This window comes from Corynebacterium sp. LK33, assembly GCF_014334955.1.
Taxonomy (GTDB): domain Bacteria; phylum Actinomycetota; class Actinomycetes; order Mycobacteriales; family Mycobacteriaceae; genus Corynebacterium; species Corynebacterium jeikeium_D.
In genome coordinates, this window is record NZ_PDGU01000011.1 from 26,372 (window position 1) to 46,652 (window position 20,281).

General features: G+C 58.2%; 23 protein-coding genes. 15 read left to right on the forward strand and 8 right to left on the reverse strand.

Features of this window, described 5'->3' with window-relative positions; all coding sequences use genetic code 11:
• Positions 1–276: 276 nt before the first annotated feature.
• From CRD20_RS03450 to CRD20_RS03480, 7 genes are all read left to right on the forward strand, one after another.
• Positions 277–1,599, forward strand: coding sequence for an acetyl-CoA C-acetyltransferase (locus CRD20_RS03450; RefSeq protein WP_016421400.1), 1,323 nt, complete (start codon positions 277–279; stop codon positions 1,597–1,599).
• A 47-nt stretch (positions 1,600–1,646) separates the two neighbouring features.
• On the forward strand, positions 1,647–3,005 hold the full coding sequence (locus CRD20_RS03455) for a 3-oxoacyl-ACP reductase (protein ID WP_101688100.1): 1,359 nt from the start codon (positions 1,647–1,649) through the stop codon (positions 3,003–3,005).
• A gap of 53 nt (positions 3,006–3,058) precedes the next feature.
• Entirely contained in the window at positions 3,059–4,021 is a 963-nt protein-coding gene (locus CRD20_RS03460) for a MaoC/PaaZ C-terminal domain-containing protein (RefSeq protein WP_187404825.1), read from the forward strand.
• Between the two features lie 347 nt (positions 4,022–4,368).
• Positions 4,369–4,833 (forward strand): class Ib ribonucleoside-diphosphate reductase assembly flavoprotein NrdI, encoded by a 465-nt coding sequence (gene nrdI, locus CRD20_RS03465; protein ID WP_080971522.1) that lies wholly within the window; start codon positions 4,369–4,371, stop codon positions 4,831–4,833.
• Positions 4,830–5,834: a class 1b ribonucleoside-diphosphate reductase subunit beta gene (nrdF, locus tag CRD20_RS03470; protein ID WP_187404826.1), complete on the forward strand. Its 1,005-nt coding sequence runs from the start codon at positions 4,830–4,832 to the stop codon at positions 5,832–5,834. The genes nrdI and nrdF overlap by 4 nt, the downstream gene beginning before the upstream one ends.
• Positions 5,835–5,876: 42 nt before the next feature.
• Complete coding sequence (locus tag CRD20_RS03475) at positions 5,877–6,452, forward strand: NADPH-dependent FMN reductase (protein ID WP_016421405.1); 576 nt, start codon at positions 5,877–5,879, stop codon at positions 6,450–6,452.
• Between the two features lie 120 nt (positions 6,453–6,572).
• Complete coding sequence (locus tag CRD20_RS03480; RefSeq protein ID WP_187404827.1) at positions 6,573–7,268, forward strand: VOC family protein; 696 nt, start codon at positions 6,573–6,575, stop codon at positions 7,266–7,268.
• Between the two features lie 2 nt (positions 7,269–7,270).
• Here CRD20_RS03480 and CRD20_RS03485 read toward each other — a convergent pair whose 3' ends face one another.
• Positions 7,271–8,005: a hypothetical protein gene (locus CRD20_RS03485; protein ID WP_187271209.1), complete on the reverse strand. Its 735-nt coding sequence runs from the start codon at positions 8,003–8,005 to the stop codon at positions 7,271–7,273.
• Positions 8,006–8,054: 49 nt separating this feature from the next.
• On the opposite strand from CRD20_RS03485, the gene CRD20_RS11130 reads away from it, so the two are divergent.
• Positions 8,055–8,435, forward strand: coding sequence for a primase C-terminal domain-containing protein (locus CRD20_RS11130; RefSeq protein WP_255468697.1), 381 nt, complete (start codon positions 8,055–8,057; stop codon positions 8,433–8,435).
• A gap of 59 nt (positions 8,436–8,494) precedes the next feature.
• Entirely contained in the window at positions 8,495–8,677 is a 183-nt protein-coding gene (locus CRD20_RS03495) for a helix-turn-helix domain-containing protein (RefSeq protein WP_082150646.1), read from the forward strand.
• A gap of 19 nt (positions 8,678–8,696) precedes the next feature.
• Here CRD20_RS03495 and CRD20_RS03500 read toward each other — a convergent pair whose 3' ends face one another.
• The 3 genes from CRD20_RS03500 to CRD20_RS03510 all read right to left on the reverse strand — a co-directional run bounded on the left by CRD20_RS03500 (position 8,697) and on the right by CRD20_RS03510 (position 9,775).
• Entirely contained in the window at positions 8,697–9,098 is a 402-nt protein-coding gene (locus tag CRD20_RS03500) for a hypothetical protein (protein WP_048733056.1), read from the reverse strand.
• 118 nt (positions 9,099–9,216) lie between these two features.
• Entirely contained in the window at positions 9,217–9,396 is a 180-nt protein-coding gene (locus tag CRD20_RS03505) for a hypothetical protein (RefSeq protein ID WP_141763291.1), read from the reverse strand.
• A gap of 103 nt (positions 9,397–9,499) precedes the next feature.
• Complete coding sequence (locus CRD20_RS03510; protein ID WP_048733057.1) at positions 9,500–9,775, reverse strand: hypothetical protein; 276 nt, start codon at positions 9,773–9,775, stop codon at positions 9,500–9,502.
• A gap of 401 nt (positions 9,776–10,176) precedes the next feature.
• Here CRD20_RS03510 and CRD20_RS03515 point away from each other — a divergent pair, with 401 nt between their 5' ends.
• Positions 10,177–10,695, forward strand: a complete 519-nt coding sequence (locus CRD20_RS03515; RefSeq protein WP_222866178.1) for a replication initiation protein — start codon at positions 10,177–10,179, stop codon at positions 10,693–10,695.
• 1,135 nt (positions 10,696–11,830) lie between these two features.
• On the opposite strand, the gene CRD20_RS03520 is transcribed toward CRD20_RS03515, so the two are convergent.
• The 3 genes from CRD20_RS03520 to CRD20_RS03530 form a co-directional block, all read right to left on the reverse strand.
• The gene (locus CRD20_RS03520; RefSeq protein WP_187404828.1) at positions 11,831–12,760 is read right to left on the reverse strand and encodes an alpha/beta hydrolase; all 930 of its coding nucleotides are present in this window, start codon (positions 12,758–12,760) and stop codon (positions 11,831–11,833) included.
• Positions 12,761–12,950: 190 nt separating this feature from the next.
• On the reverse strand, positions 12,951–14,381 hold the full coding sequence (gene purB / locus CRD20_RS03525; RefSeq protein WP_070856365.1) for an adenylosuccinate lyase: 1,431 nt from the start codon (positions 14,379–14,381) through the stop codon (positions 12,951–12,953).
• 34 nt (positions 14,382–14,415) lie between these two features.
• Positions 14,416–14,865 (reverse strand): MarR family winged helix-turn-helix transcriptional regulator, encoded by a 450-nt coding sequence (locus CRD20_RS03530; RefSeq protein ID WP_038626519.1) that lies wholly within the window; start codon positions 14,863–14,865, stop codon positions 14,416–14,418.
• A 259-nt stretch (positions 14,866–15,124) separates the two neighbouring features.
• Between CRD20_RS03530 and CRD20_RS03535 the strand changes: the two genes are divergently transcribed.
• Both CRD20_RS03535 and CRD20_RS03540 read left to right on the forward strand, forming a co-directional pair.
• Positions 15,125–16,405 (forward strand): MFS transporter, encoded by a 1,281-nt coding sequence (locus tag CRD20_RS03535; protein ID WP_187404829.1) that lies wholly within the window; start codon positions 15,125–15,127, stop codon positions 16,403–16,405.
• A gap of 120 nt (positions 16,406–16,525) precedes the next feature.
• Positions 16,526–17,254, forward strand: a complete 729-nt coding sequence (locus CRD20_RS03540) for an amino acid ABC transporter ATP-binding protein (protein WP_069359127.1) — start codon at positions 16,526–16,528, stop codon at positions 17,252–17,254.
• Between the two features lie 30 nt (positions 17,255–17,284).
• On the opposite strand, the gene CRD20_RS11290 is transcribed toward CRD20_RS03540, so the two are convergent.
• Positions 17,285–17,443, reverse strand: coding sequence for a hypothetical protein (locus CRD20_RS11290; RefSeq protein WP_370545917.1), 159 nt, complete (start codon positions 17,441–17,443; stop codon positions 17,285–17,287).
• On the opposite strand from CRD20_RS11290, the gene CRD20_RS03545 reads away from it, so the two are divergent.
• From CRD20_RS03545 to CRD20_RS03555, 3 genes are read left to right on the forward strand one after another with little or no spacing between them, the layout of a single operon-like run.
• Positions 17,378–18,211, forward strand: coding sequence for a glutamate ABC transporter substrate-binding protein (locus CRD20_RS03545; protein WP_370545910.1), 834 nt, complete (start codon positions 17,378–17,380; stop codon positions 18,209–18,211). The genes CRD20_RS11290 and CRD20_RS03545 overlap by 66 nt on opposite strands.
• A gap of 19 nt (positions 18,212–18,230) precedes the next feature.
• Complete coding sequence (locus CRD20_RS03550; protein ID WP_048733083.1) at positions 18,231–18,917, forward strand: amino acid ABC transporter permease; 687 nt, start codon at positions 18,231–18,233, stop codon at positions 18,915–18,917.
• On the forward strand, positions 18,917–19,855 hold the full coding sequence (locus CRD20_RS03555; RefSeq protein ID WP_187404830.1) for an amino acid ABC transporter permease: 939 nt from the start codon (positions 18,917–18,919) through the stop codon (positions 19,853–19,855). The genes CRD20_RS03550 and CRD20_RS03555 overlap by 1 nt, the downstream gene beginning before the upstream one ends.
• Positions 19,856–20,281: the final 426 nt, after the last annotated feature.

Genomic DNA, 20,281 nt, shown 5'->3' on the forward strand with positions numbered 1-20,281 from the left:
TATACGCCTTTGCACTCTATTGATACCTCCGGCCACCACCCCAACTAGTGGGGATTGACGCAATTACCGTCGTCAAGCGGGAAAATTTTTGAGATTCCGGAGTGCTGCCCATCGAATTTTTCACAGGTGGACGACGGTGTTTACCCCTCGCCCACCCCGCTCGGTAGATGACTGGACAAAAATATTTCTAAAAACGTGACAGAAAACACCGATACCAGTATTGTCTAAATTTAGTAATTCACGTCACACTTCAAGGATTTTGAAGGGAACAATCACATGGCAGCTCAGGCCAACAATAACTCTCTGCGTCGCGCAGTCGTCGTCGGTGGTAACCGCATTCCGTTCGCTCGTTCTAATAAGGAATACGCTAACGAGTCGAACCAGGACATGCTGACCGCCGCAATCGACGGTCTCGTCGCCCGCTTCGGTATCGGCGGCGAGCGCCTCGGCGCAGTCTCCGCCGGCGCTGTGCTGAAGCACTCCCGTGACTTTAACCTCACCCGTGAGTGTGTCCTCGGCTCCGCACTGGCGCCGGACACCCCGGCTTTCGACATTCAGATGGCATGTGCCACCGGCATGGAAGCCCTCAACTCTGTCTCCAACATGATCAAGCTGGGCCAGATTGACTCCGCCATCGCCGGCGGCGTGGACACCACCTCCGACGCTCCGATTGCTGTCAACGACCGTCTGCGCAAGATCCTGCTGGAGGCCAGCCGCCAGAAGTCCACTCTGGACATGGCAAAGGTCTTCCTGAAGGCTCGTCCGTCCGACCTGGCTCCAGACACTCCGTCGACCGGCGAGCCACGCACTGGCCTGTCCATGGGTGAGCACCAGGCAATCACCACCGCCAAATGGGGCGTCACCCGCGCTGAGCAGGACGAGCTCGCCGCCGCTTCCCACCAGAACATGGCAAACGCTTACGACGAGGGCTTTTTCACTGACCTCGTCACCCCATACAAGGGCGTTTCCCGCGACACCAACATGCGCCCGGACTCCACCCCGGAGAAGCTGGCCAAGCTCAAGCCAGTCTTCGGCCGCGGCCTGGAAGCAGAGCCGACCATGACCGCCGGTAACTCCACTCCGCTTACCGACGGAGCCTCCGCCGTCCTCGTCTCCACCCCGGAGTGGGCCGCTGAGCGCGGTCTGCCGGTGCTTGCCGACGTCGTCGATTCCGAGGCAGCCGCAGTTGACTTCGTCCATGGCGACGAGGGCCTGCTGATGGCTCCGGCTTACGCCACCCCGCGCCTGCTGGCCCGCAACGGCTGGACCTTCGATGACTTCGACTTCTTCGAGATCCACGAGGCCTTCGCCGGCACTGTCCTGTCCACCATGAAGGCATGGGAGGACGAGGAGTTCTGCCGCACCAAGCTCGGACTGGAAGGCCCGCTGGGCTCCATCCCGCGCGAGAAGCTCAACGTCAAGGGCTCTTCTCTGGCAGCCGGCCACCCATTCGCCGCTACCGGCGGCCGCATTGTGGCAGCCCTCGCCAAGATGCTGCGCCAGAAGGCAGACGAGACCGGCAAGACCACTCGCGGCCTGATCTCCGTTTGTGCTGCGGGCGGCCAGGGTGTTGTCGCAGTTCTCGAGGCTCGCGTCTAAAAGCGCACCACCGATAAAGACACTTTTACTTTCAAGGAGAATTTTCCATGACCGATAAGTACCAGGAACTCGTCAACGGTGGTCCGCTCACTGGACTGGCTAAGGCCGCTGGCCTGCCGCAGCCACCGTTCCTGCGCCGCCACAAGCCGGGCGGTCCGCTGCTGAACAACGACAAGGTGCTCGTCACCGGCGAGGGTGCAGATGCAGACGCAGTTGCAGCTCAGCTGACTGAGTGGGGTCTGCAGGTTCGTCGTGGCACCGCCGCTGACGACAAGATTGGTGCCATTGTCCTCGTCGCCACTGAGGCCAAGCGTCCGGCAGAGCTGCAGGGCCCAGTGCTCGCTGCTGCAAAGCACATGCGCAAGCTGGACAAGGGTGGCCGCATCGTCACCGTCTCCCGCGCCAAGGATGCTCACCACAACGCAACCCCGGCCGAGATCGCTGAGAACGCTGTCGCCGGTGGTATCGAGGGCCTGATTCGCTCTCTCGGCCACGAGGTTCGTGGCGGCTCCACCGCCAACGGCATCCTCGTTGCTCCGGGTGTCTCGGTCACCGCACCGTCCGTGATTTCCTCCCTGCACTTCTTCCTCTCCGGCCGCTCGGCCTTCATCGACGGCCAGTTCCTCCGCGTCACCTCCGACGCTGGCGAGATCCCGTCCGACTGGGATAAGCCGCTGGCTGGCAAGGTTGCCGCTGTCACCGGTTCCGCCCGTGGTATCGGTGCCGCTATCGCTCGCCAGCTCAAGGCTGACGGCGCAGAGGTCATCGTCATCGACGTTCCACAGGCGGGCGAGGCTCTGTCCAAGGTTGCCAACGAGCTCGGTGGCCTGGCTCTGCAGCAGGACATCACTGCCGACGACGCCGGCAACGCCATTGCCGATGCCGCTGTGGCCCGCTACGGTCGCCTGGACATCGTCATCCACAACGCAGGCATCACCCGCGACAAGATGTTCGCCAACATGGACGACGCCAAGTGGGGCTCGGTCATCGCCGTCAACATCGAGTCTCAGCTGAAGATGAACGAGCAGCTGCTGAACCACAAGGCCTTCGAGAAGGCTCCGCGTATTGCCACCATGGCTTCCACCTCCGGTATCGCAGGTAACCGCGGTCAGACCAACTACGCCACCTCCAAGGCCGGCGTTATCGCAATGGTCGAGGCTTACGCTGAGGAGTTCGCTAAGCGCGGCGGCAACATCAACGCTGTTGCTCCGGGCTTCATCGAGACCGACATGACCGCTGCTATTCCGTTCGTCAATCGCCAGGTTGCTCGACGCGTGAACTCGCTGCAGCAGGGTGGCCAGCCGGGCGATGTCGCCCAGGCAATCGCCTTCCTGGTCTCCGACCGCGCTCTCGGCGTCAATGGCCACGTCCTGCGCGTCTGCGGTCAGAACATCGTCGGCGCCTAAGCGAAGTCGCGGCTTCCGCATAGGCTCCCGATAAGGAGGAAAGAGGAAAACTTATGGCTAAGACCCTGGATGCCATTCCCAATCTGGTTCCGCTCTACGCCAAGGCAGCTGCTGGTTCGGCGAAGAAGCGCCCGAACTCCACCGAAATCAAGGTCAATGAGCTGGTGGTCAAGGGCGTCACTGTCGATGCCGACCGTGACCAGGACTTCCGCGACGTCGTTGGCGCCCCGAAGTCTGAGCAAGCGTTCTTCGGCCACATCCACGCCCTAATCATGCCCATTCAGATGGAGCTAATGGCTGCGGACGATTTCCCGCTGCCGATGATGGGCCTGGTCCACACCGAGAACACCTACCGCGAAATCTCGCCTGTCACACTCGGTGGCAAGGTTGATATCGCGGTGAAGGTTGCCGCATTCCGCGCTCACCGCTCGGGCACTGAGGTTGTTCTGGAGTCGACTGTTACATCGTCCACATCCGGCGCCACCTTGGTCGAGGAGCAGTCGGTGTACCTGGCCAAGGGCGTTCGCCTAAAGGAGGCGGAGGGCTTCGAAGAGGTCCAGGCACAGCGTGAGGCCATCAAGTCCGGCGCCGAGACCATCAAGCGCGAGCAGTTCAAGGTCCCCTTCCCCACTGCCCAGTGGAAGCTGGCTGGCAACACCGGCCGCAAGTGGGCCAAGGTTTCCGGTGACTGGAACCCGATTCACATCACCTCTGTCTCCGCGAAGGCTCTGGGCATGCCAGCAGCGATTGCACACGGCATGTACACCGCCTCCCGCGCACTGGCTGAGGCACAGGTTCTGCCGGGTCAGTCGTACGAGTTCCAGATTTCCTTCGGTGCGCCGGTCGTTCTGCCGACCACCATCAACGTCGCACTCACCCACACCGGTGACGGTGCAGGTGCTGCTCACAACCTGACTGATAGCAGCTCCAACATCGGCCGTGCAGTCAACATCGTCGCGTGGGATCGCAAGAAGAAGCGTCCGCACTTCACCGGAAGTGTTCGCCCGCTGAAGTAGTTGACGCGAAAGCGCTGTAGAAAACGCCGCGTTTTGGAAAACCAGTCTCCTCATCGACTGGGTCTTTCCAAGGCGCGGCGTTTTTGTTTTCCCAGTTGTGCTTTTGCCCAGGGCACGACTGGAGCCCCTCCGAGAGACACCGCCTCCTCCCCCCCCCGGCCGGCAACCCCGCCACTTTCCCGCCTTGATAGTCAGCTGCTGGATTTTTCCGCCGTTAATGCAGAGTCGCGGCTTTACTTCACAATTGCGTGACTAAGCACTTTCAGCCGCACGTAGGCAACGCCTTGTTGACACCCCATTCACTCCCCTATTCTATGTTCAATCCATTGAACATAGGAGGTAATCGAGTGTCTTCATCATCGAAGACGCCGCTGACTTTCACGGAACTCCCACCGGAGGAGTCACCCCGAATCGTGTACTTCTCCAGTGCTTCTGAAAACACTCACCGGTTCGTCCAAAAGCTGGCTCAACCAGCAGCACGCATCCCGTTACATCCGCGAAAAGACGGAATGATTCGCGTTTGCAGCCCATTTGTCCTGATCACACCGACTTATGGTGGCGGATGTCGGCGCCGCGCGGTACCTAAGCAAGTCATCGCTTTTCTCAATGACGAAACCAACAGGAGTTTCATCCGCGGTGTCATCACCTCGGGCAACACAAATTTCGGCACCGACTTTTGCATAGCCGGAGCCATCATTTCTGCAAAATGCCAGGTCCCGGAGCTATACCACTACGAGTTACTGGGGACGGACCACGATGTGGAAAACGTCAAAGAGGGCCTGGAAAAATTCTGGAGGAGCGCTACTTCTTGAACATCTACAGCTATTCAACTACGCCACCGTCTTTTCGCAAGGACCCAGCTGCCCGCCTTCGGCCAATCAACTGGAACCGAGTGCAAGATGACAAAGATCTCGAAGTGTGGAATCGCCTAACAGCAAATTTTTGGCTGCCTGAGAAAGTCCCGCTGTCCAATGACCTTGCAGACTGGCGGCGTCTCACCGATCTAGAACGCGAGCTGACTATGAAGGTCTTCACAGGACTGACCATGCTCGACACAGTGCAGGCGTCTGTCGGAGAGATTTCCCAAATTCAAGATGCCCGCACTGAACATGAAGAGGCGGTCTATACCAACATCGCTTTCATGCAAGCAGTGCATGCAAAGTCCTATTCTTCGGTCTTTTCAACGTTGTCCAATACCCCTGACATCGACGCTGCCTACCAATGGGCAGTCGGCAATGACATCCTGCAGGCACGTTCAAAAGCTGTGCTCAAACACTATTACGGTGCCGTTCCACTCAAGCGAAAGGCGGCAGCAACGCTTCTTTCGTCTTTCTCGCTTTACGCCGGTTTCTACCTCCCGCTGCACTTCGCATCACGAGGCATCCTGACCAACACCGCCGACATGGTGCGCCTGATCCTGCGTGACAAAGCTGTGCACGGCTATTACTCCGGCTACAAATTCCAGCGCGGCGTAGAAACCTACGACGCCACCACGCAAACGCAGATGAAGGCTTTCGTCTTCGAGCTTCTCGACGAGCTATACCAGCTCGAACTGAGGTACTCCGAAGCTCTATACGAGCCACTCGGGCTTTACGACGACGTTGCCAACTTCATTCGATACAACGCCAACAAAGCGCTTATGAACTTGGGATATCCGCAGCGGTTTAACCATGATGAGACCGCTTTCAAACCCGAGATTCTCGCCGCCCTCACCCCGGGATCAGATGAAAACCACGACTTTTTCTCCGGTTCCGGCTCCGCATATGTCATCGGAAAAGCCGAAGACACCGCAGACGAAGACTGGGATTTCTAAACCCGCGTCTTTCCCCATACATCCTAAGAAAGGAACATTCGCATGACTGCACAGATTTCTATCCTGGTAGGAAGCTTGCGTCGAGCCTCCTATGCACGAAAGATTGCACTCAAGGCAGCCACGTACTTCCCCGATGACTTCAAAGTCGACATCGTCGAGATTCGTGACCTCCCTCTCTACAACTTCGACTACGACGACCCCGCAGTGTCCGATATTGCGACTCCCGCGGAATACACCAGTTTCCGGGAAACCATTAAAGCCAGCGATGGCATCCTATTTGTCACCCCAGAAAACAACCGCACAATTCCTGCAGCTCTGAAGAATGCCGTTGACATCGGATCTAAGCCCAACGGTGATGTGGCATGGAAGAACCTGCCCGCGGGAATTATCAGCCACTCCGTCGGCCGTATGGGAGGTTATAGCTCTCAGAAGAACTTGCGACTCGCGCTGTCGTACTTCGACATGCCGATGCTCGGTCAGCCAGAGGTCTTCCTGGGACAATCGCCAACACTCATTGACGAACAAGGAGAATTCACGTCGTCAAGCACTGAGGACTTTGTTCGCGACTACATCAACAGATTTGCAGACCTAGTTCGCGAGCAGAGCCCACGCCACTAACTGAAATCCCCTAATCAGCGCAGCGTTACTGGGGATATCACCGTATGAAGATTCTTCACTGACTAGGATCAAACGCTGCGTTCTCTGCGCGGTTAAGCGCTCGTCGTTAGGCTCATTTTCATGACTGTTTCTATTTCGGCCGTGATCGCGCTTAACGACGACCCTCGCGCCGCTGCGCGGTTTTACGCCGAAGGTTTTCACTCCAACATCAAGCCCAACTCCACCACGCTCACCATCGGTGGGATGGACTTCGAGCTCATTGAGGACGGGAACCGCCGATTAACCCCCGCTGTGTCTTTTTTGGTGCGATTTGCCCCTGGTCAGGAAAACCAGCTGCGCAGACTGTGGGAGCATCTGATGGCGGGTGATGAAACCATCAGCGGTGGTGCTGCACTCATGCCCCTGACCAGCTACGATTTCTCGCCGCTCTTTGGCTGGTTGGTAGACGGCAATGGGGTCAACTGGCAACTGATGATTAATTCCTTAACCAGCGGGGCTGCAAGCACGGACGCTGCCGCAAAGACAGCGAATCCCGCCGTTATTCCCTACTTCATGTGGACAGGCGACGAACCACAGGCTGCCGCCGCCACCGAGGTATACAACCAACTTTTCGGGTCAGAGAATTTCATGACGCTCGACTCGCCGGGCATGCACAATTTCACCTTCGGCGACGGTGTGGCGATGCGTCTCTCCAGCGATTCTGCCGAAGAGGTCGAAAGCGCCTGCCAAGCGCTTGGCCTTACAGGCGCTGAGGTTGCCGAGGGCACGGAAACCGTCGTCAAGCCTGACCGATTCGGCGTGTACTGGACGCTCTAGAGTTACTTACGGGTCAACGCGATTGTCGCGCCGACGACCAAGACCAGAAGCACCGCCCCCATAGAGAACCACATCATCTTCGAGGAGCCGTCATCCTCGTTTTCTTCGGTGGTCTTCGGATTCTGCTGGCTACTAGTCGGGGTTTCGCTACTTGGCGACTTGTGCGCGACCTGTTCAAAAGCTGGGCCCGGAATCTTCTCGCCGACCAACTCCGTGGTTAGCTGATAAGTCACCGGGACATTTTGAACATCCGCGACATCGTGGGATTTACCGGCGCCCCAACTGTTGTTGAAGAAGACAACGATGTACTGGTCACCATCCAGCCACGCTCTTTCAGCCTCGTAATCGCCCGACTTTTCACTATCTTCGCCGATCCGATTGCGGTAGTTAATCCGGGCCGAGTTACCAAATGTTGTCTCTTCGCCGATCTGGTGTTCATTTACAGGACGGGTTTCCTCGCTACCGGCGAGTTGGCGTGCCGAATTCAGCGTCTTGATATCCAGGCCGGAGATCTGTGCAAGCTTGTCCGCTTCTGGGGCGTCAATGAGTTTGACGGCGCCGCGGAGCTGCTGCCCATACTCGGACTTGATCTTGTACACGTGCGTCTCACCAGGAACAATGTCGGCCGTGACGCTGCTGATGTTGTCGACAGTAAGTTCCGTGGCGTCATCGAACCACGAACCTGGGGTGACCTTCTTAGCCTGATCTGCTTCCGGTGTCGCGGGCGGAGGGTTCAAGCTCTACACACTCGACGAGCTGAACTTCTGGCTAACCGAAACCGGCTTCATGCCGCCACCATCGTGGAAGCGCACCCGCCGCAAAAACCCCGTCGGACTAGGGCGCAACTGCGCCCTATTCGAATCAGCACGCACCTGGGCATACCGCGAAATCCGCCACCACTTCGGCAACCCCGACGGACTCGGCCGCGCAATCCAAACCACCGCACAAGCCATGAACCAACAACTCTTCAGCGAACCACTGTCTACACGCGAAGTCGACCAAATCGCCCGCTCCATCCACCGATGGATCACCACCAAATCCCGCATGTGGGCAGACGGCCCCGCCGTCTACGAAGCAACCTTCAGCACCATCCAAAGCGCACGAGGCCGCAAAAGCGGAGCGGTTAGGCGTAAAGCTGCTCAAGAGAACTGGAGAAGTGCCCTATGAGTGAGGTTTATGCTCGCTATCCGCGTAACGGAAAAACAGCTCGCGCTCTTGCCGAGAAAATGGGCGCGTCTGTTAGAACCGCTCAACGATGGACTAGTGAATCGCGCGAAGACTACCTCGCACGCGCTAACGAGAAGCGTCGCCGCGTCCGAGAGTTACGTGCTCGTGGGCTAAGCATCAGGGCGATAGCAAAACAAACTGGGTACTCCGTGGGAACAGTCCACCGCTACGTATCAGAGTAAAGCCAGATGCTACGTTCTTCTACTCATCATCAGAGTGATTCTCCTTGAGAAAACCCATGAAACTGAAGTATGGGACATCTTCTGTAGCTCGTTGAACGGCTTCGAAAACAGCATCACTAATAGGGTCAATTATCTTGTCACTTAGGTTTAAGACTTCCAGGAAGAAATGCTGAGTAATCATGTACGGACGAAAATTTTCCTGATTACTACCAGGGTCTAATTCTTCAGCAAGCTGATACTCGTCTTCATCGCACTCATCAACTGTGAAATCAGGAAGATCGTCAATTTCGGGAAAAGAAACTTTGAGTTCCTTCTTGAAACGCTCGGCAACCTGGTAAGAGTCTTTTTCAGAGCAATAAACGTAAAGGTCTTCGTAAAAGCCTTGCAGCTCACCATTTGACAAGGAAGAAGGATTGGTCATGCGAAAGTCACTCCGTTCATTAGTAGTCGGGATAGTAAGCCTAGCTTTAACGGGGGCAGCGTTCTCTGTTGCGCCGAGTGCTAGTGCGTATGCACCGAAGCCAGCATCGGAAGTCTTCCTAGCGAAGAAAAAGCCCCCACGAGGAAAAGGCGTCACGCTGAAGTGCGCTGTCGTAAATCTTCGGAATGAAGCAACTGGGCAATACATCTTTGGCAAAGGCAAGGACAGGGGCGCCGCTCAGCGAGATGCAAATAATAAACTGGGGAGGATGAAAGGAAAAGGATTCAAGCTCAAGCACTGCCGAGCAATCTAGCGCTCAACCTACGTTCCGCTTTCATCGAAAGAATCCGGCGCTTCGTTCCATGTGTTACCTCGCCGGCGACATCGCGCGAGCCAACGGCTTAACCGTCGCGCTTGCGCTCTGGCCGCGGCGCACCGCGCTTCCTGCGCGGGCGCACACCAAAAACAACTCCCGCGCTGTCAGCGACAGCCTCAGCCCCAAGCACACGACGAGGATGCGACTGCACCGAGCCTTGATCGCGATCAGCGCCCCGTAGAGCGTTCAAAGCATCCTCCACGCCTTGGAGTGCCAACTCGCGCTGTGAGGCGCTCAGCGTCGCGTCTGAGGCGATTTCTGAGCCAATTTCACGCAACCGCTCGATGTACGAACCACTCACACGCCCAAACCTCCCAAAAACCGGTCAATAGCCCCATCCTGCACGCCGCCCGCGCCACACACGCACCCAGTCCCGACCCTGCCAAGTAACGAAAGTGACCCGCCAGGGTCGACACACCTCTTGCAGATGAGCATCTGCGACTTTTTAGGGACTGCCGCGGTGGTGGGACCGCCTTGCCGAGGGGCCGGTTTAGTGGTCGATGAAGTCGGGGTGCGTAGTGCGCGTTGGGGGCCTCTCGGGGCGCCCAGGGGGAGGAACTCGCTTCGCTCGTGCAGTGAGAAAAGCTCTCCAGGGGATCCCCCCTGGAACCCCGGAAATATCTGACTTGGTTCGCGACGTACTTTGAACACGCTGGGGAGAAATCCCCGAGCACAAAACACCCCTGTGCAAGGATGAGCACCATGACAGCTCCCACCGACCGGCCAGACGGCAAATTCGAGCAGCTATGGCTGCCACTATGGCCGCTAGCGTCGGATAATCTGCGCGACGGAATCTACCGCACCAGCAGGCAAAAAGCACTCGGGAAACGATTCATCGAAGCCAACCCCGATGCGATTTCCAACCTGCTTGTCGTCGACATCGACCACGACGACGCACTCATCCGCGCCATGTGGGATTGCGAACAGTGGCGATCCAACGCAGTCGTCGAAAACCCCACCAACGGCCACGCACACGCCGTATGGGCGCTAGAAGCCCCATTCGCACGCACCGAGTACGCCCACCGCGCACCACTGGCCTACGCTGCCGCAGTCACCGAAGGACTACGCCGCAGCGTCGACGGCGACACCGCCTACTCCGGGCTGATGACCAAAACCCCGAGCACACCTGCTGGACAAGCCACTGGGTCACCAACCACCTCTCCTTGTCGGACGGGAACGCCTCCGGCACATCAGTCAGGTTTTCGTTGGCGAAACGCTTGATGGTCACTTCTGCAGGAATGTCCTGACCTTCGAAGGGGCCTCCTTTTCGGGCCACGGAGAACACCATATTGCCCGACTTACAGTCCCCCTCCGCTCCTCCGGACTGCTTGGTTGTTATCGATGCGAAAAGGGGGCCATTGGAGTCGATGATGCCATTGCCGAAATCATTGGCAAGGAAGCAACTGCTGTCGTCCAAATGCATAGTGAGCGAGAAGTTGCGGACATCTAGGTCCATCAAAGTCGCGCCTGACGACGCTCCCGGCACCGTGGCCGCACTAATTGCAAGCCGCTCTCCCTCAGCGACCGGGACGGAGAAGTACTCAGCACCGTCGCCTTCCTGATTACTGATGCTGCGCTCGGACTCAGGAGTCTTTTCCCGCAGCTTGGTCGAGAACGTTTCCACGTCGGCAGGCACCTGGGGAGCGCTCGTAGGAGCGTCGCCGCCCTGTATCTCTTGCGCGCTGGACTTCGCGGTGCGTGCGGTGCGGGTCGCCAGCGTCTTCATGGACTCAGCCAGCGAATCGGAGTCCTGGGCATCTAGGTACTCGCAGCCTATTGCGCCTGTGCACGCCCTGCTTTGATTCCCGCAAAAGAGCCTACGAGCACCAGCAACATGGAAATAGTGGGCACGACCGCCGAGAGTTGTCTTGTTCTGATCATGTGGTCGGTTCCTTTTCTTCCAGCGTGAAAAGAACGTTACCCGACAAAAGCATCCGCGCAATGGAAACTTATTAGAAGTGCGGTGGCTTTCTAGGGCTCACACAAGCAGCGCCACTCGTGGCGCACTCCGAGCTAGCGCACACGTTCTTCCAGCACCTCTGGATCGACAGACAAAAAGTGTGTCTGATTCTCAAGATAATGACTGGGCAGACACCAAAAATTACGGACTCCACACGTGAATACGGGCTGCAAATGTGAAACTGTGCGAGTTTATGACACTTTCAGGCCATTTTTCGGGCCATTTCTGACATAAACGCAGTCAGTAACTCGGATTGACCCGCCGTCGCTGGCATAAACGCGGTCAGTAACTCGCATTGGGATAAGTAGCAAAAAGGTGCCCACCCGCCGACGCGCCGGTCAACACGCCGGTCGACACGCCGAGCGGGCACACTTTTCGCCTATTAACCAGCTCCCCTTAGCGGGACTCCAACCACGCCAAAATGTCGGCGTAGACCTCTTCTTTATTCAACTCGTTGAGAATTTCATGGCGACCATCCGGGTAGACCTTAAAGCGCACGTCCTTCTTCCCCGCGTTCAGGTATTTACCCACGACCTCAGTCACACAGCCAGCGCCACCCGCCGGATCAATGGCACCGGAAACCACGAAAAGTGGCAGATCATCAGGCGCTTTCTCATAGGCTTCAGACGAATTCGCGTAGTGCGTGCCGACGAGAAGGTCGCGGAAAAAGGCATTGGTGGGAACGAAACCACACTTGTCGTCCGCAATATAAGCATCGACAATCTTGTGGTCGCGGGTGAGCCAATCAAACTTAGTGCGGCGCTCAAAGCCCTTGTTGTAATCAGCAAAGGTGAGGGTGTTGAGCAGCTTGCCCGGCGCGGTAGGAAGAATCTTAGCCAGCAGGTTTGCAACCTTCATTCCCGCATCGCCCTTAGCTCCTGGCCACGACACGGTGCCCATGATAATGACGCCGGTAAGCCCCTCGCCGTACTTGGCGATGTAGTTACGAGTCAGAAGCGACCCCATAGAGTGGCCGAGAATATAGTGCTTGCTGCCTGGGAATTCTGCATCAACGTACTGGCGCACTGCGTGGAGGTCTTCGAGAATTAGATTCCAGCCACCGTAGTCAGCGAAGTAGCCCGGGATGCCAGCATCCGTCTTGGTCATACCGTGGCCGCGATGGTCGTGCGCGACGACGGCATAGCCCTGGGATACGAGGTACTCGGCGAATTTAGCGTAGCGGTTGGCGTACTCGACCATGCCGTGGACAATCTGCACCACTCCCTTAGGAGTAATGGGCGCGCCCTTGTCATTTTCTGGGACCCAGCGCAGCACATTCAATGTGGCACCTGGGCGAGAAAGCGAAGTCCTAACAGCCGATGTCACGTCGGGCACCTTTCGCGTAGAGGTTTCGATACTTATCGCTCATCGTACCGAGGAACTTGGCTGCTCACTGGTGGTTTCGCCAACAAACGAAGAAAAACTCTGCCACCAACGTGACAGAGTTTTTCAAAGGTCCTTACGTTTGCGCGTTTCGCGTTTCACGTTTCGCGATTCGCGCGTGACGCACGTGGAGCTACAGAATCTCGCCCGGCTTGTAAGCCGCGGCCTCTGGGTACTTGTCCACGACAGCCTGCACACGTGCAACTACACGGTCAACCTGCGATTCTGCGGCACCGATGAACGCGTGACGGTCTGCCAGAGCGTCGGCAAGCCCTGCGGCATCCAGCGGGAAACGCTCATCTGCAGCGAGACGTTCAGTGAGATTCTGCTCGGCGCCCTTTTCGCGCATATCCAATGCGGTGGCGACGGCGTGCTCCTTGATAATCTCGTGGGCTTCCTCGCGGCCCATACCAGCGCGGACAGCTGCCATGAGGATCTTGGTGGAGGCGAGGAACGGCAGGTAGCGCTCCAGCTCACGGTCGATCATGGCCGGGAATGCACCGAACTCGGACAGGACGGTGAGGAAGGTTTCGAACATGCCGTCCATGGCGAAGAAGGCATCCGGCAGCGCAACGCGGCGGACCACGGAGCAGGAAACGTCGCCTTCGTTCCACTGAGTACCGGCGTATTCGGAGAGCATAGTCATGTAGCCACGCAGAATGACCTGGAAACCGTGGACGCGCTCACAGGAGCGGGCGTTCATCTTGTGCGGCATGGCGGAAGAGCCAACCTGGCCTTCCTTGAAGCCCTCGGTGACGGTCTCATTACCGGCCATCAGGCGGATGGTGGTGGCCAGCGATGCCGGCCCTGCACCGAGCTCGACCAGCGCGGACAGAGCGTCGAAGTCGAGGGTGCGCGGGTAAACCTGACCGACGGAGTCAAAGACGCGGTCGAAGCCGAGGCCTTCAGCGATTTCGTTTTCCAGGGAGGCCAGCGCGGACTCGTCACCGTCAAGCAGATCCAGCATGTCCTGGGCGGTGCCCATCGGGCCCTTGATGCCGCGCAGCGGGTAGCGGGAGATCAGGTCTTCTACGCGCTCGATACCCAGCAGCATCTCGTCCGCAGCGGAGGCGAAGCGCTTGCCCAAAGTAGTTGCCTGCGCGGCGACGTTGTGGGAACGACCCGCCATGACCAGCGACTGGTACTCGGAGGCCTTCTCAGCAGTGCGGGCGGCAACGGCAACGGCCTTGTCACGCACGACCTTCAGCGACTGCAGAACCTGCAGCTGCTCGACGTTTTCAGTCAGGTCTCGTGAGGTCATTCCCTTGTGAATGTGCTCGGTGCCAGCCAGTTCACAGAACTCTTCAATGCGGGCCTTCACATCGTGGCGAGTAATACGCTCACGGGCGGCAATGGAGTCGAGGTCAACTTGGTCGATGACCTTCTCATACGCCTCGATAGTGCCCTCCGGAACCTCAATTCCGCGGGCGACCTGGGCCTTCAAAACTGCAATCCAGAGCTTGCGCTCGAGGATGATCTTGTACTCAGGGCTCCACAACTCCGCCAGAGTCGCAGAGGCGTATCGGTTAGCAAGGACGTTTGCAATCTTCTTTTTCTCAGCCACGCCCTCAAGTATTCCATGACCCCGGCATCCGCGGTTATCTAGGCCATGGGTGACCACGCATTTCTTCCACGCCTTCGTTGAATTTGCGCATCAATCGCACGAACTCCACGAGCTCCGAGTCCTCCCAGTCATGCGTAATGTCATCGACGGTTTTCTTACGCGCCTCGATTTCCCGGTGCAGCAGCTCTAGCCCCTTGTCGGTCGCGCTATGCACCTTCGCGCTTGACGACGGCGCGGGTCTCTTCGCGATATACCCCTGCCGCATGGCGGCGGCCAGCTGGCGGTGCACCGTAGAAATGTCCAGCCCCAGCGCATCGGAAAGCTCGGCGACTGTCATATCCGGCTGCGCTTCCAGTCGTGCCAGTAGTGCTGCGGCGGAGCGATCCAACAGGATGTCCTTGCGATGTGGTCGGTAGCCGCTGGAGCTCACCCGGGATAGCAGCATGTTCTCGTAAACGAGCGCGGCTAGGTCGTCGTTTCGCACGATGGCAGTCAATCCTCTTGTCGCCTATTTGTCGGCCCTTTAATGGGCCTGCGAGATGTATCTGTTTGCTGAACAGCTCCTATTCTAGCGCGCCGCGGATGGGGTTAAGGCCAAAAAAGCGCGTTTGCATCATACAAACCGATTGTTATAATTCGAGCCCTAACTGCATTTTTGCACGATACAAATACCGGAAAGCAGTTTTGCCAAAGCACTAATTCCACGATCGTTTTCAAACGAGAAAAGAGACCGTATCTTCAGCATGACAACGCATACGACCACACAGAACAGGCACAAACAGAACGAGCAGGACGAACAGCACGGGCAAGACAAGCTCTTCTCCCCCGCGTTCATCATCAGCTGGCTGATTAACTTCAGCATGTACCTGGTGTTCTACCTTTCAATCACGGTCATGGCGCTCTACGCCGTCCAGCGCTTCTCCGCCTCCGATGCCGCCGGTGGCTTCGCCGCCAGTTCTTTCGTGGTCGGTGCCACCATCGCTCGCCTCTTTTCCGGCTACTTGGTGGACACCTTCGGTGGTCGCCGAATCATGCTTGGCTCGCTTGCTGTCATCGTGGCAGCCTGTGCCGCCTACATATGGGCCGCATCCCTGCCGGTCCTGATTGCAATCCGCATCATCCACGGCCTGACCTACGCTTTCGCTTCCACCGCCGTGATGGCCGCCGCCCAGACCGCTATTCCGGCTTCGCGCCGCGCCGAGGGAACTGGCTACATCTCGCTCGGCACCACCCTGGCTACAGCGATTGGCCCAGCTCTCGGCCTGGCCCTTATTGGTTCGGTCGGATACAGCGTCCTCTTTGCCACAGCCCTCGGCCTGTCCATTGTCGGACTGGTGCTGGCGCTCGTTCTGCCACAACACAACGAGCCCGCCACTGCGGCAACCAAGGACGAGGCCACCGAGGATTCGTCGGCAAGCGAGACGAAGCGCACGTTTTCCTTCGATGACATCATGACGCCGAGAGTGGTGCCAATCGGCCTGTTCATGCTGCTCATCGGCCTGGCGTATGCGGGCGTGATTACATTCCTGAACCGATACTCACAGCTGAGCGGCCTGGCTAGAGGCGCCAGCTTCTTCTTCATCGCCTATGCGGTGGCGATGATGGCGGCGCGTTTCTCACTGGGACGCCTACAAGATCGCCGCGGCGACAACCCCGTCATCGCCATCGGCCTGGTGTGCTTCACCATCTCACTGCTTGTTCTGGCTTTCGCAACCGCTGACTGGCACGTTATCGCCGCCGGTGCGCTCTGCGGCCTGGGCTACGGCACGCTGATGCCGGCCTGCCAGACCATCTCCGTGCACCTGGCCCCGGCACACAAGTTGGGCACGGGCATCTCGACGCTGCTCCTGCTTGTCGACGCAGGCATCGGCCTCGGCCCGATTGTTTTGGGTTCGGTAGCCGCCACTATGGGATTCGACAAGATGTACGCAGGCCTGGCGGTCGTGGTGGTTCTCGCGGCCGTTTTCTACTGGTTCGTGCATGGCCGCAAGCCTGTTGCGAGGCGCCATCGCGTGGATCTTTAGAACTAATTGGTGTGCAGTCACTTTTCACAGGTGAATATCGCACAAGGAACACCGATAGCAGTGATGTGTCGTGAGTCACCTATACTTTTTCACATGACTGAATCATCCACACCACAGAGCATGATTTCGATTGCCGGGGTGAATAAGCACTACGGCGATTACCACGCTTTGCGCGACATCAATCTGGAAATCCCAGCTGGTCAGGTCGTAGTTGTCCTCGGCCCCTCCGGCTCTGGTAAGTCCACACTGTGCCGAACCATCAACCGCCTCGAGACCATAGACAGCGGCGAGATCCGCATCAACGGCAAACTTCTCCCAGAAGAGGGTAAGGAACTCACCCGTCTGCGTGCTGAGGTCGGCATGGTCTTCCAGCAGTTCAACCTCTTCAGCCACATGACCATTCGCGACAATGTCACGTTGGCCCCACTGAAGGTCCGCAAGATCTCAAAAGCCGAGGCCCGCGAGCGTGCGGACAAGCTGCTCGCCCGTGTCGGCATTGCGGAACAGGCTGACAAGTACCCGGCACAACTCTCCGGCGGTCAGCAGCAGCGCGTCGCCATCGCACGCGCCCTGGCCATGGACCCGAAGGTCATGCTTTTCGACGAGCCCACCTCCGCGCTCGACCCGGAAATGATTAACGAGGTCCTCGATGTCATGACCGACCTGGCCAAGGGCGGCATGACCATGGTCTGTGTCACCCACGAGATGAGCTTCGCCCGCCGCGTGGCCGACCGCATCCTGTTCATGGCCGACGGTGCGATTGTCGAAGACACCGACCCGGAGACCTTCTTCACCAACCCGCAGAGCGATCGTGCCAAGGACTTCTTGGCCAAGATCGTCGGACACTAGGCGGGGCTGGTCACCATGAAGCTTTCACTATTACGAGGAGGCCGGGGACGCAGTCGCAACCAGGGCCGCCGAGGTGTCGTCGGCAAGCGAGTTGCGGCGGCTGTCGTAGCTGTTGCCACGACAATGAGCCTCGCGGCCTGCGGTAGCGGCGGACCCCGAAACCTGCTGGCCGATATCGAAGCCGGGCACGTGACACTGGGTACGAAGTTTGACCAGCCGGGTCTCGGCGAGCGCACCCCGGACCGTGAGTTCGCGGGCGTCGACAACGATGTTTCCCGCTACGTCATTGAGTACATCGCCAACAAGAACGGTTGGGATGTGCCCGAGATGGAGTGGCGCGAGACCCCGTCCGCTCAGCGCGAGACGCTGATTAACAACGGCGAGGTCAACATGATCGCCGCCACCTACTCCATCAACGCTGGCCGCCTGGCTGCCGTCGACTTCGCCGGCCCGTACCTGGTCACGCACCAGGCACTGTTGGTGCGCGGTTCCGAGGGCATCCAGGGGCTTGACGACGTCGCCCCGGGCACTCGCCTGTGTTCTGTATCCGGCTCCACCCCAGCGCAGAAAGTCAAGGACGCTCTACCGGAGGTGCAGCTGCAGGAGTTCGATACCTACGCCGCATGTGCCGAAGGTGTGAAGCAGGGGGTCGTCGATGCTCTGACTACCGATGCAACTATTCTCGCGGGCTTCGCCCAGCGCTACAAGGAGCGCTTCGGCGACGACTTCCGCGTGGTCGAGCTGCGCAACCCCGATGGTTCCTACTGGACCAATGAGTACTACGGCATCGGCCTGCCCAAGGGTGATGATGCCAGCCGTGAGGCCATCAATGAGGCGCTGGAGTCGCTGTACGACACCGGTGAGCTTCAGAAGATCCTGAAGAAGCATTTGGGCGACAAGTTCGAGCTCGACGACAAGCCGGCAATCGGCGATCTGTCGTTCGTAGAGAAGAAGTAGGAAGGGGTGCGAGCAAACAATGAATCCAGAACTATGGAGTGAAATGGGGCCGGAACTGCTTCCGGCTTTCTGGGTAACCATCAAACTGACGATTGCTTCGGCAATTGGTTCCCTGATTTTTGGCACGCTTCTCACCGCTATGCGCGTGAGCCCCGTGGGAATCCTACGTACCCTGTCGACCTGGTACATCAACATTGTCCGCAATACCCCGCTGACGTTGATTGTGCTGCTGGCCTCGATGGGTCTCTACTACAACTTGGGGCTGCTGCTGGCTGCGGAGAATGACTCCTTCATTGTCAAGCAGAACTTCCGTCTCGCGGTGTTGGCGTTTGTTGCCTACACCTCGTGCTTCGTTGCGGAGTCCCTGCGCGCCGGTATTAATACTGTGCCGTTCGGGCAGGCCGAAGCCGCCCGCTCCCTGGGGCTTAGCTTCGGCCAAAGCTTCCGCTACATCATCTTCCCGCAGGCGTTCCGTGGCGCTATCGTGCCACTCGGCAACACCCTGATCGCGCTGACCAAGAACACCACGATTGCCTCGGTAATCGGTGTGGCTGAAGCGTCGCTGCTGATGAAGACCATGACTGAAAACTACGCCAGCGATATCCTGATTATCTTCGGCATCATCGCTGTCGGCTTTATTATTCTGACTCTGCCGACCGGCCTGTTCTTCGGCTGGGCTGGCAAGCGATGGGCGGTGAAGCGCTAATGGCTACTCGCGCAACAGTTCTTTACGACGCGCCGGGCCCCAAGGCTCAGCGGTTCAACCGAACTCTCACCTGGATCGTGGCTGCAATCACCGTTGCGATCCTCGCCTGGGTCGGAATGAAGCTGGCCGACAAGGGCCAGTTCGAGGCGAATAAGTGGTCGTTCTTCCTCGAATCCACCACTTGGACCACGTACATTCTGCCCGGTCTGGTCAGCACCATTGTCGCGGCTGTCGTCTCTATTGTGTTGGCACTGGTTATTGGCGCTCTCCTGGGCGTCGGCAGGCTGAGCCCGATCGCTCCGGTGCGCTGGCTGTGCTCGGTGATTGTCGAGTTCTTCCGCGCCATTCCGGTGCTGGTGCTCATGCTGTTCGCCTACTCGGTGTTCGCGCTTTGGCAGCTGTTTCCGTCGAACTACCTCGGCTTTGCCGCCGTTGTGTTTGGCCTGACCATGTACAACGGCTCCGTCATTGGCGAGACGCTGCGTTCCGGCATCGAGTCGCTGCCGAAGGGCCAGCGTGAGGCTGCGATTGCGCTGGGTCTCTCCCACCGCCAGACGATGGTCACCATTTTGCTGCCGCAGGCCGTCGCCGCCATGTTGCCGGCGATTATCTCGCAGATGGTTATTGCGCTGAAGGACTCCGCACTGGGCTACATGATTGGCTACGTCGAGGTTGTCCGCTCCGGCCGCCAGCTTGGCGAGTACTACGGCGCCATGATTCCATCGCTGGTCGTCGTGGCGATCATTCTCATTGCCATCAACTTCGGCCTGGCCAACCTTGCCGAGCGTATCGAAAGCCAGCTCCGCGCCGGCCGCGCCCGCCGCAACATCATTGCGAAGGTCCCGCATCAGCCTGATGTCGGTGTCACCACCAAGGACCAGGCCAACGTGGATTGGCACGATGAGGACTACAAGGACCTCCGAGGCACCTACGAGTAAAGCTAATCACGGCTTACTGCCGCACTCGCTTTACGACGAACACAGCGACGCCGCCCACGGAAACTACTTTTGGTTTCCGCTGGGCGGCGTTTTTGTTTGGCTACGGCCTTTGCCTTCGCTCTTATCGATGCATTACTCACTGATGGCCACGCTACAGCGCAACGATAGGTGAATAGCGTGGCCACAAGTGCCGGGCATCTTTTGCTGCTTACCCCAATGCGAGTTACTGACTGCGTTTATGACAGCGGCGGCGGGTCGATGCGAGTTACTGACTGCGTTTATGACGAAAATGGTCCGAAAAATGGCTTGAAAGTGTCATAAACTCATACAGTTTCACATTTTGCAGCCCGTAGTTTGTCGGGTTGTCCGCTTTGCTACTTAACGCCGGGTTGTGGAGCTGCCGCAGTTGGGGATTTTACATCACCA

Bases quoted from the DNA above. Each gene is read 5' to 3' on its own strand.
- CRD20_RS03450 (WP_016421400.1), top strand. From the start codon at position 277: ATGGCAGCTCAGGCCAACAATAACTCTCTGCGTCGCGCAGTCGTCGTC.
- CRD20_RS03455 (WP_101688100.1), top strand. From the start codon at position 1,647: ATGACCGATAAGTACCAGGAACTCGTCAACGGTGGTCCGCTCACTGGA.
- CRD20_RS03460 (WP_187404825.1), top strand. From the start codon at position 3,059: ATGGCTAAGACCCTGGATGCCATTCCCAATCTGGTTCCGCTCTACGCC.
- CRD20_RS03475 (WP_016421405.1), top strand. From the start codon at position 5,877: ATGACTGCACAGATTTCTATCCTGGTAGGAAGCTTGCGTCGAGCCTCC.
- CRD20_RS03480 (WP_187404827.1), top strand. From the start codon at position 6,573: ATGACTGTTTCTATTTCGGCCGTGATCGCGCTTAACGACGACCCTCGC.
- CRD20_RS11130 (WP_255468697.1), top strand. From the start codon at position 8,055: ATGCCGCCACCATCGTGGAAGCGCACCCGCCGCAAAAACCCCGTCGGA.
- CRD20_RS03495 (WP_082150646.1), top strand. From the start codon at position 8,495: ATGGGCGCGTCTGTTAGAACCGCTCAACGATGGACTAGTGAATCGCGC.
- CRD20_RS03500 (WP_048733056.1), bottom strand. From the start codon at position 9,098: ATGACCAATCCTTCTTCCTTGTCAAATGGTGAGCTGCAAGGCTTTTAC.
- CRD20_RS03515 (WP_222866178.1), top strand. From the start codon at position 10,177: ATGACAGCTCCCACCGACCGGCCAGACGGCAAATTCGAGCAGCTATGG.
- CRD20_RS03535 (WP_187404829.1), top strand. From the start codon at position 15,125: ATGACAACGCATACGACCACACAGAACAGGCACAAACAGAACGAGCAG.
- CRD20_RS03540 (WP_069359127.1), top strand. From the start codon at position 16,526: ATGATTTCGATTGCCGGGGTGAATAAGCACTACGGCGATTACCACGCT.
- CRD20_RS03545 (WP_370545910.1), top strand. From the start codon at position 17,378: ATGAGCCTCGCGGCCTGCGGTAGCGGCGGACCCCGAAACCTGCTGGCC.
- CRD20_RS03550 (WP_048733083.1), top strand. From the start codon at position 18,231: ATGAATCCAGAACTATGGAGTGAAATGGGGCCGGAACTGCTTCCGGCT.
- CRD20_RS03555 (WP_187404830.1), top strand. From the start codon at position 18,917: ATGGCTACTCGCGCAACAGTTCTTTACGACGCGCCGGGCCCCAAGGCT.